This is a genomic window from Mesorhizobium sp. P171375, from assembly GCF_057786075.1.
This window is the reverse complement of the sequence record NZ_JBYNWF010000001.1, coordinates 2,845,250-2,861,118: the sequence shown is the minus strand read 5'-3', so window position 1 is coordinate 2,861,118 and position 15,869 is coordinate 2,845,250. Positions and strand designations below refer to the sequence as shown.

The 15,869-nt window shown below is 62.7% G+C and carries 14 protein-coding genes; 11 read left to right on the top strand and 3 right to left on the bottom strand.

The features are described 5' to 3' along the window. Positions 1-33: 33 nt before the first annotated feature. Positions 34-525, bottom strand: a complete 492-nt coding sequence (locus tag ACYHH6_RS13745) for an Lrp/AsnC family transcriptional regulator (protein WP_352589287.1) — start codon at positions 523-525, stop codon at positions 34-36. Positions 526-607: 82 nt separating this feature from the next. Here ACYHH6_RS13745 and ehuR point away from each other — a divergent pair, with 82 nt between their 5' ends. From ehuR to ehuB, 3 genes are all read left to right on the top strand, one after another. Continuing rightward, on the top strand, positions 608-1,993 hold the full coding sequence (ehuR, locus tag ACYHH6_RS13740; RefSeq protein ID WP_352589290.1) for a MocR-like ectoine utilization transcription factor EhuR: 1,386 nt from the start codon (positions 608-610) through the stop codon (positions 1,991-1,993). Positions 1,994-2,117: 124 nt separating this feature from the next. Next, positions 2,118-2,903 (top strand): ectoine/hydroxyectoine ABC transporter ATP-binding protein EhuA, encoded by a 786-nt coding sequence (gene ehuA / locus ACYHH6_RS13735; RefSeq protein WP_352589292.1) that lies wholly within the window; start codon positions 2,118-2,120, stop codon positions 2,901-2,903. Between the two features lie 64 nt (positions 2,904-2,967). Continuing rightward, the gene (ehuB, locus tag ACYHH6_RS13730) at positions 2,968-3,819 is read left to right on the top strand and encodes an ectoine/hydroxyectoine ABC transporter substrate-binding protein EhuB (RefSeq protein WP_352589294.1); all 852 of its coding nucleotides are present in this window, start codon (positions 2,968-2,970) and stop codon (positions 3,817-3,819) included. 146 nt (positions 3,820-3,965) lie between these two features. Here the strand turns inward: ehuB and ACYHH6_RS13725 are convergent, their stop codons facing one another. Further along, positions 3,966-5,129, bottom strand: a complete 1,164-nt coding sequence (locus tag ACYHH6_RS13725; protein ID WP_352593680.1) for an IS4 family transposase — start codon at positions 5,127-5,129, stop codon at positions 3,966-3,968. A gap of 183 nt (positions 5,130-5,312) precedes the next feature. Between ACYHH6_RS13725 and ehuC the strand changes: the two genes are divergently transcribed. The 7 genes from ehuC to doeB all read left to right on the top strand — a co-directional run bounded on the left by ehuC (position 5,313) and on the right by doeB (position 11,797). Beyond that, a complete protein-coding gene (gene ehuC / locus ACYHH6_RS13720; protein ID WP_181061064.1) occupies positions 5,313-5,972 on the top strand; it encodes an ectoine/hydroxyectoine ABC transporter permease subunit EhuC in 660 nt (219 codons plus the stop codon). After that, complete coding sequence (gene ehuD, locus ACYHH6_RS13715) at positions 5,972-6,631, top strand: ectoine/hydroxyectoine ABC transporter permease subunit EhuD (protein ID WP_112566166.1); 660 nt, start codon at positions 5,972-5,974, stop codon at positions 6,629-6,631. The genes ehuC and ehuD overlap by 1 nt, the downstream gene beginning before the upstream one ends. 8 nt (positions 6,632-6,639) lie before the next feature. After that, positions 6,640-7,416 carry an ectoine utilization protein EutA gene (gene eutA, locus ACYHH6_RS13710; protein ID WP_352593406.1) on the top strand — a complete coding sequence of 259 codons (777 nt, stop codon included), beginning with the start codon at positions 6,640-6,642 and terminating at the stop codon, positions 7,414-7,416. 183 nt (positions 7,417-7,599) lie between these two features. Then, positions 7,600-8,589 carry a hydroxyectoine utilization dehydratase EutB gene (gene eutB, locus ACYHH6_RS13705; RefSeq protein WP_352593403.1) on the top strand — a complete coding sequence of 330 codons (990 nt, stop codon included), beginning with the start codon at positions 7,600-7,602 and terminating at the stop codon, positions 8,587-8,589. Next, the gene (locus ACYHH6_RS13700) at positions 8,586-9,578 is read left to right on the top strand and encodes a cyclodeaminase (protein ID WP_352593400.1); all 993 of its coding nucleotides are present in this window, start codon (positions 8,586-8,588) and stop codon (positions 9,576-9,578) included. The genes eutB and ACYHH6_RS13700 overlap by 4 nt, the downstream gene beginning before the upstream one ends. Before the next feature lie 39 nt (positions 9,579-9,617). Beyond that, a complete protein-coding gene (gene doeA / locus ACYHH6_RS13695; RefSeq protein ID WP_352593397.1) occupies positions 9,618-10,796 on the top strand; it encodes an ectoine hydrolase DoeA in 1,179 nt (392 codons plus the stop codon). Between the two features lie 5 nt (positions 10,797-10,801). After that, entirely contained in the window at positions 10,802-11,797 is a 996-nt protein-coding gene (gene doeB / locus ACYHH6_RS13690) for a N(2)-acetyl-L-2,4-diaminobutanoate deacetylase DoeB (protein ID WP_352593394.1), read from the top strand. 43 nt (positions 11,798-11,840) lie between these two features. Here the strand turns inward: doeB and ACYHH6_RS13685 are convergent, their stop codons facing one another. Beyond that, positions 11,841-12,968: a serine hydrolase domain-containing protein gene (locus ACYHH6_RS13685; RefSeq protein WP_352593391.1), complete on the bottom strand. Its 1,128-nt coding sequence runs from the start codon at positions 12,966-12,968 to the stop codon at positions 11,841-11,843. Between the two features lie 484 nt (positions 12,969-13,452). Here ACYHH6_RS13685 and ACYHH6_RS13680 point away from each other — a divergent pair, with 484 nt between their 5' ends. After that, a complete protein-coding gene (locus ACYHH6_RS13680) occupies positions 13,453-15,744 on the top strand; it encodes a mechanosensitive ion channel family protein (RefSeq protein ID WP_352593388.1) in 2,292 nt (763 codons plus the stop codon). Positions 15,745-15,869 lie beyond the last annotated feature (125 nt).

The following is a 15,869-nucleotide window of genomic DNA, read 5'->3' as shown; positions in this document are numbered from 1 at the left end:
ATTGTGCTGCGCTGGCAGACAATCTCTCCGGCCCTATGCCGACGCCGGCAGTAGGTCAGCTATCGGAAGCACCGCCTCTTCCTTCACCGTCTTGGTGACGATGTAGGTGAAGTAGCGGTCGATGCCGATCTCGCGCTCGAGCAAGCCGTCGACCAGCCGCTGATAGGCGTCGATGTCGCGCGCCATCACCTTCACCACATAGTCGACGCCGCCGCCCACCGACCAGCAGGCAACGATCCCGGGGATGTCGCGGATGACGCGTTCGAAGCGGTCGAAATCGGCCTGGCGGTGGCTGGCCAGCGTCACCTCCATCAGCACGGTGGCGACCGGCGCCACGACGCGCATGGCGATCCTGGCGTGATAGCCCGAGACGATCCCGGCCTTCTCCAGCTTGCGCAACCGCATCCAGCATGGCGTCGGCGACAGGCCGACCTGTTCGGCCAGCGCCAGCTTGGTGATGCGCCCGTCGCGCTGGATGGCATCGAGGATCTTGAGGTCGATTGCGTCGAGTTTGGCTGATGTCATCGGCGTCCGCTTTTTGTCGGCATCACCATGATGGCGCATTATTTCGATTGTCAATTGCACTGATTTCGATCTCTAATAAGTCATGACATTGTGGCAACCCGATCCCGCGCTCCTTCGCCGGCCGGCCTATCAATCGCTGGCCGACCAGTTCGCGCGCGCCATCCATGACGGGCGGCTGGCCAATGGCGCGCGGCTGCCGACGCATCGAAGGCTGGCCGACGATTTGAAACTGTCGGTGCAGACGGTCAGCCGCGCCTATGAGGAACTGATCCGGCGCGGCCTGATTTCAGGCGAGATCGGCCGCGGCAGCTTTGTCCAGACGCAGCGCCGCGAGCCGGAGCCGCCCTATCTGCCGGAGCGCCTCGGCGAAGTCATCGACCTCTCCATCCTGAAGCCGGTCTGCGAGCCGATGCATCTGGAGCGGCTGAAGCAGGCGCTGGGCTGGCTGGCCGAAAACCTGCCGTCGAGTTCGGCGCTGTCGTTCCGGCCCAACATGGTATTTCCGCGCCACCGCGCGGTGGCGGTGGACTGGCTGAGACTGTGCGGGCTCGACATTTCCGCGCAGAATATCAGTCTCACCAACGGCGCCACCGCGGGGATGACGGTAGCGTTGATGAGCGTGGCGCCGCCGGGCTCGACCGTCGCCACCGAAGCCATCGGCCACCACACGCTGGTGCCGCTGGCGCGTTATCTCGGTTTCAACCTCGAAGGCCTGCCGATCGACGGCAATGGCCTGATTCCGGAAGCGCTCGACGAGGCCTGCCGTCTCACCGACATTCGTGCGGTCTTCGTGCAGCCTTCGGTGATCAACCCGACGACCACGCTGATGGATGCGCGTCGGCGCGAAGAGATTGCCGCCGTCGCGCGCAAGCATGACATCGCTATTATCGAGAACGATGTGCTGGGTCCGCTGATTGAGGACCGGCCGCCGCCGGTCGCCGCCTTTGCGCCGGAGCGCACGCTTTACGTGACGTCCTTCACCAAGATCACCGTGCCCGGCCTGCGCATCGGCTACCTCGCCGCGCCCGACCGCTACGTCGCGGCTGTGGCCAACCGGCACCTGGTGTCCAACTGGATGGCGACGCCGCTGGTGGCCGAAATCGCCACCAAATGGGTCACTGACGGTACGGCGATGGAGCTCGTGCGCTGGCAGCGCGCGGCCTTGCGGCGGCGCCAGGACATCGCGGCTGAGGTGTTGGCCGGGGTCGACTACCGCGCCCGGCGCGACGGGCTGCATGTCTGGCTGCAATTGCCGGCCGACCGCGCCGAGGAGAGCTTTGTCGCCCAGGCTCGCCTCCAGGGCGTCGCGATCGCGCCCGGCATGTCCTTCCGCATCTCGGACGCGCCCTGGCATCCGGCGGTGCGCATTTCGCTGGGCTCGACCACCGAAGGGGAACTGCGCGCCGGCCTCGGCGTTGTCACCAAGCTGCTGCTTGGCGATCCGGAGCACCTGCTGCTCGCAATCTGAGCGGAAATTGCCCTGAAATTGTGCGGTCGCGGAAATATTGTCATGATATTATTTTCCTAATTGACATGATTTGGCGCCTTCCGCATCGTTAAGGGCACAGGCTTCTCCAGCAGGGGAAATTCATTTGTCCACACCCATCATCAAGGTCGACGCCATTTCGAAGAGCTTCGGCTCGTTCAAGGTGCTCGACGGCCTGTCGATGCAGGTCATGCCGGGCGAGAAGCTGGCGCTGATCGGCCCGTCCGGCTCGGGCAAGACGACGATCCTGCGCATCCTGATGACACTTGAGAAGATCGACGGCGGCCATATCCAGATCGATGGCGAGCAGCTCTATCACATGGAGCGCAATGGCCAGCTGCTGCCCGCCGACGAGCGGCATTTGACCAAGATGCGCCAGAAGATCGGCATGGTCTTCCAGCTGTTCAATCTCTTTCCGCACAAATGCGTCATGGACAATGTCACCCTGGCGCCGATGCTGACCAAGGGCACGCCGCGCGCCGTTGCCGAAAAGCGGGCAATGGAACTGCTCGACATGGTCGGCATGGCCGACAAGGCGAAGTCGATGCCGGCGCAATTGTCCGGCGGCCAGAAGCAGCGCGTGGCGATTGCGCGTGCGCTGGCGCTGTCGCCAAAGATCATGCTGTTCGACGAGGTGACGTCGGCGCTCGATCCGGAGCTGGTCGAAGAGGTGCTCAACGTCATGCGCAAGCTTGCCGCCGAGACCGACATGACCATGCTGCTCGTCACCCACGAGATGGGCTTTGCCCACGACTTCGCCGACCGCGTGCTGTTTTTCGACCGCGGCAGGATCGTCGAGGAAGGCAAGCCCGACGAGATTTTCCGCCATCCCAAGCAGGAGCGCACACAAGGTTTCCTGAAGAAGATCATCGCAGCCGGACATCGTGTCTGACCGCTTTGCGGGGCGGAAGACCGCCCCAGACAAAACCAAGAAGACAAACAAGGAGTTGGGAACAATGAAGAAACTTGGCATTCTGGCCGGCGTCGCCGGTCTCGCACTGACGGTGGTACTGGCGGCTTCAAGCACCGGTTCGGCCGATGACAGTAAGCTCGAGCAGCTGAAGGCGCAGGGCTTTGCCCGAGTCGCGATCGCCAACGAGCCGCCTTATACGGCGGTCGCCGCCGACGGCAAGGTTTCGGGCGCGGCGCCCGACGTGGCCCGCGAGATCTTCAAGCGTCTCGGCGTTGGCGACATCGTCGCGTCGATCTCAGAATATGGCGCCATGATCCCCGGACTGCAGGCCGGCCGCTTCGACGTCGTCACCGCCGGCCTGTTCATGAAGCCGGAGCGCTGCGCGGCGGTCGTCTATTCGGAACCGGTGCTGTGCGACGCCGAGGCGATGCTGGTGAAGAAGGGCAATCCGAAGGGCTTCAAGAGCTACGAGGATGTCGCCAAGGACACGTCAGCCACGATCGGCGCGCCGGGCGGCGGCACCGAAGAGAAGCTGGCGCTCAACGCCGGCGTGCCGCGCGAACGCGTCATCGTCGTGCCCGACGGCCAGAGCGGCCTGAAGATGCTGCAGGACGGCCGCATCGATGCCTACTCGCTGCCCGTTCTGTCGATCAACGACCTCGTCAAGAAGGCTGCCGACCCGAACCTCGAAGTCATTGCGCCTGTGCAGGGTGCGCCGGTCTATTGCGACGGCGCCGCCTTCAAGAAGGGCGATGAGGCATTGCGCGATGCCTTCGATGTCGAACTGGCCAAGCTGAAGAAATCCGGCGACTTCGCCAAAATCATCGAGCCCTACGGCTTCTCGGCGGCAGCAGCGATGTCAACGAGCCGAGACAAGCTCTGCGCCGCGAAGTAGCGCGTTTTTGCCTTCTCCCCGTTCACGGGGAGAAGGTGGCCCGAAGGGCCGGATGAGGGGCAGCGCCACACCTTCGTAAGTTCGCGCTGCCCCTCATCTGCCTGCCGGCATCTTCTCCCCGTGAACGCAGGACTGTCCGGGGAAAGTTATTCATATATGAAGGCCATCTGATTGAGGGAGGATCGGTCTCTTGGTCGGCTCGGATTGACCGGCGGCGGCTTGTCGATGGCGTTTATTTTTCGCCGCCCGAACAAGTATTGGGCGACCAGCTCTGTGAACCGCAGGATTGGAATGGCGACACCTCGGGTGCGCGCGACGATGCGCAGCAGTGCATAGGCGATCATTGCCGCGAAGAGCTGCAGGCGGATTGCATTGCCGTTGTTGCCCAGGAACTTGCCGATCTTGAGGTGCTGCTTGATCCAGCGGAACAGAAGCTCGATTTGCCAGCGGCCTTTGTAGAGCTGCCCGATCTCGACTGCGGAGCGCGCCATGTCGTTGGTCAAAAGCATGATGGTGTCGCCTTCCTGGCGCTGGATGCGCAGGCGCCGCAGGCGTATCGGCAGCTTGCAAGCGCCCTTGCTGACCAGGTTCACCTCACTGTCTTCCAGGATCAGGAAGCCGTCGCCCTGCGGCTCGGCCACGGGGCGGTTGCACAGCTGCGCCAGCCCCATGTTGGTCTTGGGCCGCGTTACGAAGACCGACCCGGCCTCGGCGATCGCCGTCCACCAGCCATAGTGGCAATAGCCCTTGTCGAACACATAGGTCGCCGCGGGCTCGATGGTGATCCGGCGGCCGATCTGGGCGTCGTTGACGTTGGCGTCGGTGATGTCGAGGACGCGCGGATGGTCGGCCTTCGGGTCATAGACGACATGGACTTTCATGCCGCGGATGCGTCCGTTCGACTTGGCCCACTCGCACAGCTTGCCCAGTGGAATGGGGGTCGAGTCGATCAGCCGCAGCATTTCTTTACCCTCTTGCCGCGTCTGCCGGTCGAGCAGACCCGCCACCAGGCTGAAGGCCTCGGCAAAAATGGCGACCGGGCGCCGTGCGTTGGCGTCCGACAAGGTCGAACGCATCAGCGGACCGCTGCCCAGGTGGTAATGATGCTGGCTGTTGGCGTTCCAACCGGCTTCCAGGCCACGCAGGCTGTCGCTGCCGCAGAACTGGGCATAGATCAACGCCACCAGATGATCCCAACTCCTGAACGATTTGTCGTAGGCATCGCCGTCGTGACGATCCACAATGGCTTGGAATTGACGGCGATCCATGGCTTCAAGAAGCTGCCCGAAGATGCTAGGTGCAAAGCGCATGCCCCGTTCCTTTTCTGAGTCTCGACAACCAGAGAGAAGACGGACAAACCCCGTTTTACGGGGCATGCACATGCGGCATTTCGATTCACTCAAAACTTTCCCCGGACAGCCCTGCCGTGAACGGGGAGAAGGAAGCTTTCGCCGCCGCCTAGCACAACCGCAAACGTGGGAACCTCTAGCTCAATGACCCAGTGGTCCGGCTATCTCGGCCTGATATTGCAGGGAGCGCTTGTCACCATCGAGCTGACGCTGATGGGGTCGGTGCTTGCGCTGATCATGGCCTTCCTTGCCGGCATGGGGCGCGTGTCGCGCTTCTTTGCGCTGCGCTGGCTGGCAACCGTCTACATCGAATTCTTCCGCGGCACCTCGATCTTCGTGCAGCTGTTCTTTGCCTATTTCGTGTTGCCGTTGATCGGCCTCGAGCTGACCCCGCTGCAGGCCGGCGTGCTGGCGCTGGGCTTGAATGTCGGCGCCTATGCGGCGGAAGTGGTGCGCGGCGCCATCCAGTCGGTCGGTCGCGAACAATATGAGGCCTGCATCGCGCTCAATCTCGGCCGCTGGCAAGGCATGCGCCACGTTATCCTGCCGCAGGCGCTGCTGATCATGCTGCCGACCTTCGGCAACAACGCCATCGAATTGCTGAAGGCGACTTCCGTGGTGTCGCTGATCTCGCTCGCCGATCTCACTTTTCAGGCGCAGGTCGTGCGCTCGCAAACTGGCAACACGCTGGTGCCGTTCACCACCATCCTGATCATCTATTTCGCGCTGGCGCTAATCATCTCCTGGGGCGTGCGTTCTCTGGAACGCCGCATGGCGCGTGGCCTCGATGGGGTGCGCGTCTGATGGAGTGGGATTGGAACTTTGTCTGGGAGATCATGCCGACGCTGATCCAGGGCGTGAAGATCACCATCCTGGCGACGCTGCTCGGCTCCGTGCTGGCTGCTATTGTGGGTCTGGGCATCGCGTTGGCGCGGCGCTCGCCCAACAAGGTTCTGTCACGCACCGTCGGCTGGGCGGCTGAATTCATCCGCGGCACGCCGCTTCTGGTGCAGCTCTATTTCATCTTCTACGTGCTGCCGGATTTCGGCATCCTGTTGCCGCCGCTGGTCGCCGGCGTCATCGGGCTTGGCCTGCACTACGGCACCTACACGGCCGAGGTCTATCGCGCCGGCATCGACAACGTGCCGCGCGGCCAGTGGGAAGCGGCCAAGGCCTGCAATCTCAGCGCCACGCAGACCTGGACCAACATCATCATCCCGCAGGCCATCCCGCCGATGATCCCCGCGCTGGCCAATTATTTTATCGCCATGTTCAAGGAGACGCCGTTGCTGTCGGCGATCACCGTGCTGGAGCTGATGAACCAGGCCAAGAGCGTCGCCAACACCTATTATCGCTACATCGAGCCGATCACGCTGGTCGGCGCCTTCTTCCTCGTCATCAGCCTCTTTTCGGTCGTGCTGTTGCGCTGGCTGGAACATCGCTACGGCAAGATCGAAAGGTAATTCTCAAGATGAAACCGCTGCCCGAAATCAGGCTGATGCCGGCAAGGCCGGCGCTCGACGCGCGCCCGCTGGAAAAGCGTGTCGGCCTGATCATCCTTGCGACCGACCACACCAGCGAGCCGGATTTCCGCCGCATGGTGGCGAGCGAGCGGGTCGGTGTCTATGTCGCGCGCATTCCCTATAAGAACCCGACCACGCCGGAAAACCTTCGCAAGATGCAGCCGGAGCTGGCGGCAGGCGCGGCGCTCATCCTGCCCCAAGAGAGCCTCGACGCCATCTGCTATTCCTGCACCTCCGCCTCTGTGGTGATCGGCGACGCCGAGATCGAGGCGGCAATCCAGTCTGCCAAATCAGGCGTTCCCGTCGTCACACCGCCGATGGCCGGCGTGCGCGGACTGAAGGCTTTGGGCGCGAAGAAGATCAGCATCCTCACCCCTTACACCGTCGAGACCTCTAGGCCGATGGCCGCCTATTTTGCGGCGCGGGGTTTCGAGATCCTCAGCTTCACTTGCCTCGGTTTCGAGGATGACCGCGAGATGGCGCGCATTGCGCCGGCATCCATTGTCGAACTGGCGCGCGAGGCGACGCACGCTGAAGCCGATGCGCTGTTCGTGTCCTGCACCGCGCTGCGCGGTGCGCTCGCGGTCATCGGCATGGAAGAGGCGATCGGCCGTCCGGTCGTCACCAGCAACCAGGCGAGCGCCTGGAACTGTTTGCGGCTGTGTGGCGATGAAACACCGCATCCCGAGTTCGGCCGTCTGATGACGCTGCCTTTGGTGCAGTAAGACGATGTCTCATATTCAGGAGCGACCCCCTCTGGCCTGCCGGCCATCTCCCCCTCAAGGGGGGAGATCAGCTGCTGCCCGGCTTTCGCCAATCGTCGACGCAACAGGAAGAGCGGCAGCGTCGAAGCTGCTTATCTCCCTCCTTGAGGGGGAGATGGCCGGCAGGCCAGAGGGGGTCGCCCCATGACGCGCGCCGTCACCCTAACGGACATCCATGCCGCCCGTGAGCGTATCGCCAACAAGGTTGTGCGCACCCCAACCGTGTTGTCCCACAGCCTGTCGGCACGCTTCGGCGTCCCCGTCCACCTCAAACTCGAACATCGCCAGACCACCGGAAGCTTCAAACTGCGCGGCGCCTCGAACGCCGTCGCTTCGCTGAGCGCTGAAGAGAAGGCGCGCGGTGTGGTCGCGTCGTCGACCGGCAATCATGGCCGTGCGCTTGCCCATGCGGCAAAGCTCGAAGGCATGCACGCGATGATCTGCATGTCGCGGCTGGTGCCGGGAAACAAGCTCGACGAAATCCGCCGCCTTGGCGCGGATGTCCGTATCGTCGGCAACAGTCAGGATGAGGCGCAGAAAGAGGTCGAGCGGCTGGTGGCGCAAGAAGGGTTGGTGATGCTGCCGCCCTTCGATCATGCCGACATTGTCGCCGGACAAGGCACGCTCGGGCTGGAGATGATCGAGCAGGTTCCGGACGCCGCTCTCGTTCTGGTGCAGCTCTCCGGCGGTGGCCTAGCCTCGGGCATCGCCGCCGCCGTCAAGGGAGTCAGCCCCGACACAAAAGTGATCGGCGTCTCGATGGCGCGCGGCGCGGCGATGAAGGCGAGCCTCGATGCCGGCCGCCCGGTCGAGATCGAGGAGTTGCCGACGCTGGCGGATTCGCTCGGCGGCGGCATCGGCCTTGACAACCGGCTGACCTTCGCCATGTGCCGCGACCTGCTCGACGACGTGGTTCTGCTTAGCGAGGACGAGATCGCCGCCGGGATCCGTCATGCCTACGAACAGGAACGCGAGATCGTCGAAGGCGCCGGCGCGGTCGGCATCGCCGCGCTGCTCGCCGACAAGGTCAGAGTGAACGGGCCGGTCGTGGTTCTGCTGTCCGGTCGCAACATCGATATGAACACGCATCGCAAGATCATCTGCGGTGACGCCATTGCGGAGCGCGCGGCATGAGCCGGATGACGATCCTCACCGAGAAAGAACTGCGCACAATCGTGACGCTCGATCTCGATGCTGTTGCCTGCGTCGAAAACGCTTTCCGTGCGCTTGCCACGCTGCCTGTCGCGATGCCGCCGATCCTGCGGCTGGATATTCACGAGCATCGCGGCGAGGTTGATGTGAAGTCGGCCTATGTGCCTGGCATAGATGGCTTCGCCGTCAAGATAAGTTCCGGCTTCTTCGACAATCCGAAACTCGGTCTGCCCAGCGGAGGTGGCATGATGGTGCTGCTCTCGGCAAGAACCGGCGTGGTCGAAGCGCTGCTGCTCGACAATGGCTATCTCACCGACATCCGTACCGCCGCTGCCGGGGCGGTCGCGGCGAAGCATCTGTCGCGGCCGGATTCGTCTGTTGCCGCGATCTTCGGCGCGGGCGTACAGGCCGGGCTGCAGCTCGAAGCGCTCATGCTGGTGCGGCCAATCACCGAGGCACGCATCTGGGCGCGCAATGCCGTCAAGGCGGAGGCGACGGCAAGCGCCCTGCGCGAAAGACTCGGCATCCTCGTGCGCGCCGAACCGGACGCGGAAAAGGCTGTTGGCGGCGCTGACATCATCGTCACCACCACGCCGTCGACCGAGCCGCTGATCAAGGCCGGCTTTGTCGTTGCCGGCCAGCACATCACCGCCATGGGCTCGGACGCCGAGCACAAGAACGAGATCGCGCCGGCGATCCTGCGTATGGCGGATCTCTATGTCGCCGACAGCGCCACGCAGACACGGCGCCTCGGCGAACTGCACCATGCCATCGCATCGGGCGTGATGAGTGCCGACGCCGAGGTCACCGAACTCGGCCAGATCATCGCCGGCGAACGTCATGGAAGGGGCTCAGCCAGCGACATCACCATCGCCGACCTCACCGGCACCGGCGTGCAGGACACGGCGATTGCAACATTCGCCCGCGACCGCGCTCGTGCGGCCAAGTCAGGAACGATTTTCGAAAGCTGATGCTGGCCGCGAGGCCCAACAAACGAGGACCCAAGAACAATGCAACCGAACCTGAAATTCTCGCGCGGCGAATTTGCGGAACGCCTCGCCAAGACACGGCAAGCCATGGAGGCGAAGGGCGTCGACCTCCTGATCGTCAGCGACCCCTCCAACATGGCCTGGCTGACCGGCTATGATGGCTGGTCGTTCTACGTACATCAGGCGGTCATCGTGCCGCCGTCGGGGGAGCCGGTCTGGTACGGCCGCGGCCAGGACGCCAACGGCGCCAAGCGCACAGCCTATCTCGCGCATGACAACATCGTCGGCTACGCCGACCATTATGTGCAGTCGACCGAGCGCCACCCCATGGATTTTTTGTCCAGCGTGCTTGCCGATCGCGGCTGGGGCAAGCTGACCATCGGCGTCGAGATGGACAATTACTGGTTCTCTGCCGCCGCCTTCGCTTCGCTGCAGAAACACCTTCCCAATGCCCGCTTTGTCGATGCCACAGCTTTGGTCAACTGGCAGCGCGCGGTGAAGAGCGCGACCGAGATCGATTATATGCGCAAGGCGGCCCGCATCGTCGAAGCCATGCACCAGCGCATTGTCGACAAGATCGAGGTCGGCTTGCGCAAATGCGACCTTGTCGCCGAGATCTATGATGCCGGCACGCGCGGCGTCGATGGGATCGGCGGCGACTATCCGGCAATCGTGCCGCTGTTGCCGTCGGGCGCCGACGCTTCGGCACCGCATCTGACCTGGGACGACAAGCCGATGAAGTCCGGCGAAGGCACTTTCTTCGAGATCGCCGGCTGCTACAACCGCTATCACTGCCCGCTGTCGCGCACCGTCTTTCTGGGCAAGCCGACGCAGGAATTTCTCGACGCCGAAAAGGCGACGCTGGAAGGCATGGAGGCGGGGCTTGCAGCGGCCAAACCCGGCAACACCTGCGAGGACATTGCCAACGCCTTCTTCGCCGTCTTGAAGAAATACGGCATCGTGAAGGATAACCGCACGGGTTATCCGATCGGCCTGTCTTATCCGCCGGACTGGGGCGAGCGCACCATGAGCCTGCGCCCCGGCGATCGCACCGAACTCAAGCCCGGCATGACCTTCCATTTCATGACCGGCCTGTGGCTGGAGACGATGGGACTGGAGATCACCGAATCCATCCTGATCACCGAAACCGGTGTAGAGTGCCTGGCCAATGTGCCGCGCAAACTGGTGGTGAAAAATTGAAAACGATGTCCCGCCCATCACCGATCGCCCCGACCGTCGATTTCGACAAGGATGGCGTGCAACATGGTTTCCTGCGCTTGCCCTACAGTCGCGACGACTCCGCGTGGGGCTCGGTGATGATCCCGATCTGCGTCATCCGCAAGGGCAAGGGGCCGACTGCCCTGCTCACCGGCGGCAATCATGGCGACGAGTATGAGGGGCCGTTGGCGCTCTACGATCTCGCCCGCACGCTTGACCCGAAAGACGTCTCCGGCACGGTGATCATCGTGCCGGCGATGAATTATCCGGCCTTCCGCGCCGGCACCCGCACGTCGCCGATCGACAAGGGCAATATGAACCGCAGTTTCCCGGGAAGGCCGGACGGCACGGTGACGGAAAAGATCGCCGACTACTTTCAACGCGAATTGCTGCCCCGCGCCGACCTCGTCTTCGACTTCCACTCCGGCGGCAGGACGCTGGACTTCGTACCGTTCTGCGCCGCCCACACTTTGTCCGACAAGGCGCTGGAGCAGAAAGCCTTCGACGCGGTCGCGGCATTCTCGGCACCGTTCTCGATGCGCATGATCGAGATCGATTCCGTCGGCATGTACGACACGGCGGCGGAGGAGATGGGTAAGGTCTTCGTCAGTACCGAGCTTGGCGGCGGCGGCACCTCGCGTGCGCAAACGGTGCGGATCGCGCGGCGCGGCATCAGCAATGTGCTGCGCCATGCCGGCATTGTTGAGGGTGCGGTCGAGACAGGCACGACCCAATGGCTGGACATGCCGTCGGGCGATTGCTTCTCCTTCGCCGAGGATGACGGGATGATCGAAACTATGGTCGATCTCGGCGAGCCCGTGAAAGAAGGCGCGGTGCTGGCGCGTATCCACTCCACCGGCCGCACCGGCATCGCGCCGCAGGATATCAGGGCAAAAATGTCCGGAATGCTGGCGGCGCGGCATTTTCCAGGTCTGGTCAAAGCCGGTGACTGTGCCGCGGTGGTTGGCGCTCTGGTCTCCTGATGTTCGGAGCCAGCGAAATCAATGACCAGCCTGTGTGCTTACATCAGAGCGCGTCGTAAACGGCGTCGATCAAAACTTTGCGGCGTGGATCGAGGTCGTCGAAACCGAGCATACGGTTGGTGACATAGCCGAACCCGACACCGGCGGCGGGATCGGCAAAGCCGATGGCGCCGCCCCAGCCGCTATGGCCAAACGTTTGCGGCGACGCGCGGCTGGCGTAGGTGGAATCCTCCATCTGATAGCCGGCGGCAAAGGCGGTCGGCAACGCGAAGCTGTCGTCCATGCCGCGAATGCGAGGTCTTGCTGCTGCTTCGACTGCGGTACGGCCGATCAGAGGCTTGCCCTCCCAAACGCCGCCGGCCGCCATCATACCGTAGATGCGTGCCAGTGCGTGTGCCGTCGACTGGCCATTGCCGCCCGGCACCTCGGCGGCGCGCCAGGCGCGATCGTTGGGCGCCGATGCCCGGGGTGTGGGATTATCGCCTGCATGGGGAAATGGCGAGGCGCGGACAAACTCGACCCAGTCGGAAGCCTTTGGACCTTCAATCATCTCTGCGACCCTGGGATCCTCGCTGGCTGGCAGACCGACGTGAAAATCAGCGCCAAGCGGGCCTGCGATCTCTTCTGCGATGAAGCGGCCCATGCTTCGCCCATCGACACGGCGCAGCACTTCGCCCGCAAGGTGGCCGTAGGTAAGGGCGTGATAGACACAGCGGCTGCCCGGGTCCCACAGGGGTGACATGGCGGCAAGGGCATCGACAAAAGGCGCCCACGCCAACAGTCCTGCCTCGTCCATCGGCACGGCGAGACCGTTCAGCCCGGCCTGATGCGACATCATCTGATCGAGCGTGATGCGCTCCTTGCCGCTGGCCGCGAACTCCGGCCAATAGCGCGCAACGGGGGCGGCATAATCGAGCTTGCCGCGCTCCACCAGCATGGCGATGGCCAAGGCCACGACGCCCTTGGTGCAAGACCAGACATTGACCAGCGTGTCTTCCCGCCACGGACGAGCGCGCGCGGCATCGGCATGACCGCCCCACAGATCAACGACTGTCCTGCCGTGGACCACAACCGACACGCCGCCGCCATGCTCCAGCCCTTGCGCGAAACACGTGGCAAACGCGTCGCGCACACCGGCAAAGCGTGGATCGCAGGTACCCTCGATGTTCATGCGCGACTTCTCATTCGGTTCCTCAACGCGGTGCAGTTTCCGTGGCTGCCCCTGGATTGGCAACCAAGCTCTGGCGGCCAGCACAGAGACATGGTGCCGCAGTCAGTTCCGAGGGCAATGGCGTGCCTGCCAACACGATCTTGCCACCCATGCATCGATCGCACGGCGGGTGACGAGCGCGTATTCCTTGGAGATACGGTCGGGTTCTGGACGACGGTGTGGCCTTCCTTGGTGGGGATGTCGTAGACGCCCTTCCATCCTGTCACGGCCAGCTCGTTATTAAGGATATTATACATCCTTGCGGATATACGATATCCTTAATCCAGGCAAATGCCTTGCCGGTAGCCAGGAGTCCTGCCCAACGGACTAGCCAGGAACGATGAGACTTGCACCACAACATCGGCTTGTTCAAGGTAGGTGCAACGACGGACCTAGCTGTCTTTGCTCGCCGATTTGACCGGAAGGTTACCGCACGATGCCACTCATGAATCGACGATTTGGAGCCAAGACTCTGGCGCGCCCGGCACGGCGCCTCGGAGACCTGGCGGCGATGTTTGTCCTGATTGCCAGGCCGTTCGTCCTCGGGATCGCCCTTTTGTTGGCTGGTCAGGCACAGGCGCAGGCGCCGGCGACCGTCCCGCCTGAAAGAGTCAAACAGCTGTTCGAGCTTCTCGACGATCCGTCGGTGAAGGCCTGGGTGGCCGAACAACGAAATCAGGACGCCGGATCGACGGGCGCGCCTGCCGAGGCAGGAACCTCGCCTACTGACGCATCGTCCGGCGCCGCGGCCCCACCCAGCCAGATGAATACGATGGCATCCTCGACGCTCGATCGGATCAGGCATCATATCGAAAGGATCGTGCGGACTTTGCCCTTGCTGCCAGGCCAGTTCGCGCGCGTTCGCGCCGAGACCATGCAGGATATGTCCAGCAAGGGGCCCGTCAGCGTACTTATTCTGATTGCGATGTTCATCGCTGCCGGCCTGGCGCTCACCTGGGCAACGTACAAGGTCACCCGTCCATTTCGTCTTTGGATTATCGCGCAACCGAAGGATACGCCCATCGGGCGAGCCAAGAAGATTGGCGGTCGCGCGCTTTATTCCAACATGCTGCTCGTCTCGTTCGCACTAGGCAGCGCCGGTGCGTTCATGTTGTTCGACTGGCCAATGCTTATCCGCGAAATTGTGCTGACATTTCTGATGGCGGCGGTCGTTACATGGGGTGTGCGCCTGTATGTGATGGCCACGCTCGTCCCTTCCTTCATGAACGTCGAGAACGCCGTCGAGGTTCGCGCTTTGCCGATCACCAACGAAACGGCTGACCATTGGTCTTACTGGCTACCCCGGATCGTCGGCGTCTTCGCCTTCTTTGGCGCCGCGCTTATCCTTTTGCCGGGTCTTGGCATCGATCAGGACGGAATGATGGTCCTGTCCCTGGGCGCCGATTTCGTGCTGCTGGTGCTTTTGCTGCTTGCCATCTGGCGCCGGCCACGAACGCAGCGCGAGGGTGCGCGCCATGGCGGTCACGCGGAAATGACATGGCTGTTGACTGCGTATTTCGTCGTTCTGTTCCTGCAGCGCATCGCCGGCCTTTATACCTACTTCTGGTTTACCTTCGCTGCATTCTTCCTGCCTTTGGCAATCGTGCTGACGCAGCGCGGGGTTAATTTCGTTCTGCGGCCGGGTTCGGAAGATGCCGGTCGGCCTACGATCCCGGCGGTGACGATCGCCGTCATCGATCGCGCAATCCGAATGATTTTCATCCTGGCGGCGGCTTACTTTCTCGCCCGCGTCTGGGGCCTGAACATGCAATCCATGCGCGACAGCGATACGACGACGACATTCATATTGCGCGGCCTGATCAATATCGTTGTCATTGCCCTGGCAGCCGATTTCGGCTGGTCGATCATCAAGGCTTTGATCGAACGAAAGCTGGGCATCGAAGCATCGCACCCTGTGATCAGCGACGAGGAGGTCCCGATCCTCGACCCGCAGCAGGCGCGACTGCACACGCTGTTGCCGATCCTCCAGAACATCCTGCTCGCATCGATCATCGTGATGGCGGTGCTGATGATGCTGGCGTCGCTGGGTATCCAGATCGGCCCGCTGATCGCCGGCGCGGGTGTGGTCGGCGTCGCGGTCGGCTTTGGCGCACAAACCATAGTCAAGGACATCATTTCAGGCGTGTTTTTTCTGCTCGATGACGCGTTTCGTGTCGGCGAATATATTTCTTCGGGCAATTACAAGGGTACCGTGGAAAGCTTTTCGCTGCGTTCGGTGAAGCTGCGCCACCATCGTGGTCCGCTGTTCACGGTACCTTTCGGTGAACTCGGGGCAGTCCAGAACCAGAGCCGTGACTGGGTTATCGACAAATTCAACATCACCGTCGGCTATGACACCGATATCGACTTCGCTCGCAAGCTGATCAAGCGAATCGGTCTCGAACTGGCGGAAGATCCCGAGTTCAAAAACTGGGTGCTCGACCCGATCAAGATGCAGGGGGTACAGGAGTTCGGCGAGTACGGCATCGTATTGAGGGTCAAGGCCATGACCAGACCCGGAGGCGCCTTCAGCATGAAACGCAAATTCTATGTGCGCCTGCGCCAGGTCTTCAAGGAGCAAGGCATCGAACTGCCATTTCCGACGGTCCACATCCAAGGGCTGCAGAACACGCATGAGACAGAGAATGCGCCGTTGGAGATCACACCCGAGTTGCAGATGGCCGTCGCGCAGTCGCACACCAATCGGCGCAGAAAGAAAGCTGGCACAACGGAGTAGGAAAGCTGGGTTCCTCGGTCACAGGGCGGGCCTTCCACCTGGGCGCCGTCAGCTCCAGGGTCGCCGACCATGGAAATAGGCGCACGTGGTCGGCAGTGCGTAACCGGAGGGCGGCCGGGCATTCT

Coding starts and splice junctions, on each gene's coding strand:
- ACYHH6_RS13745 (WP_352589287.1), bottom strand. CDS start 525: ATGACATCAGCCAAACTCGACGCAATCGACCTCAAGATCCTCGATGCC.
- ehuR (WP_352589290.1), top strand. CDS start 608: ATGACATTGTGGCAACCCGATCCCGCGCTCCTTCGCCGGCCGGCCTAT.
- ehuB (WP_352589294.1), top strand. CDS start 2,968: ATGAAGAAACTTGGCATTCTGGCCGGCGTCGCCGGTCTCGCACTGACG.
- ACYHH6_RS13725 (WP_352593680.1), bottom strand. CDS start 5,129: ATGCGCTTTGCACCTAGCATCTTCGGGCAGCTTCTTGAAGCCATGGAT.
- ehuC (WP_181061064.1), top strand. CDS start 5,313: ATGACCCAGTGGTCCGGCTATCTCGGCCTGATATTGCAGGGAGCGCTT.
- ehuD (WP_112566166.1), top strand. CDS start 5,972: ATGGAGTGGGATTGGAACTTTGTCTGGGAGATCATGCCGACGCTGATC.
- eutA (WP_352593406.1), top strand. CDS start 6,640: ATGAAACCGCTGCCCGAAATCAGGCTGATGCCGGCAAGGCCGGCGCTC.
- eutB (WP_352593403.1), top strand. CDS start 7,600: ATGACGCGCGCCGTCACCCTAACGGACATCCATGCCGCCCGTGAGCGT.
- ACYHH6_RS13700 (WP_352593400.1), top strand. CDS start 8,586: ATGAGCCGGATGACGATCCTCACCGAGAAAGAACTGCGCACAATCGTG.
- doeA (WP_352593397.1), top strand. CDS start 9,618: ATGCAACCGAACCTGAAATTCTCGCGCGGCGAATTTGCGGAACGCCTC.
- doeB (WP_352593394.1), top strand. CDS start 10,802: ATGTCCCGCCCATCACCGATCGCCCCGACCGTCGATTTCGACAAGGAT.
- ACYHH6_RS13685 (WP_352593391.1), bottom strand. CDS start 12,968: ATGAACATCGAGGGTACCTGCGATCCACGCTTTGCCGGTGTGCGCGAC.
- ACYHH6_RS13680 (WP_352593388.1), top strand. CDS start 13,453: ATGAATCGACGATTTGGAGCCAAGACTCTGGCGCGCCCGGCACGGCGC.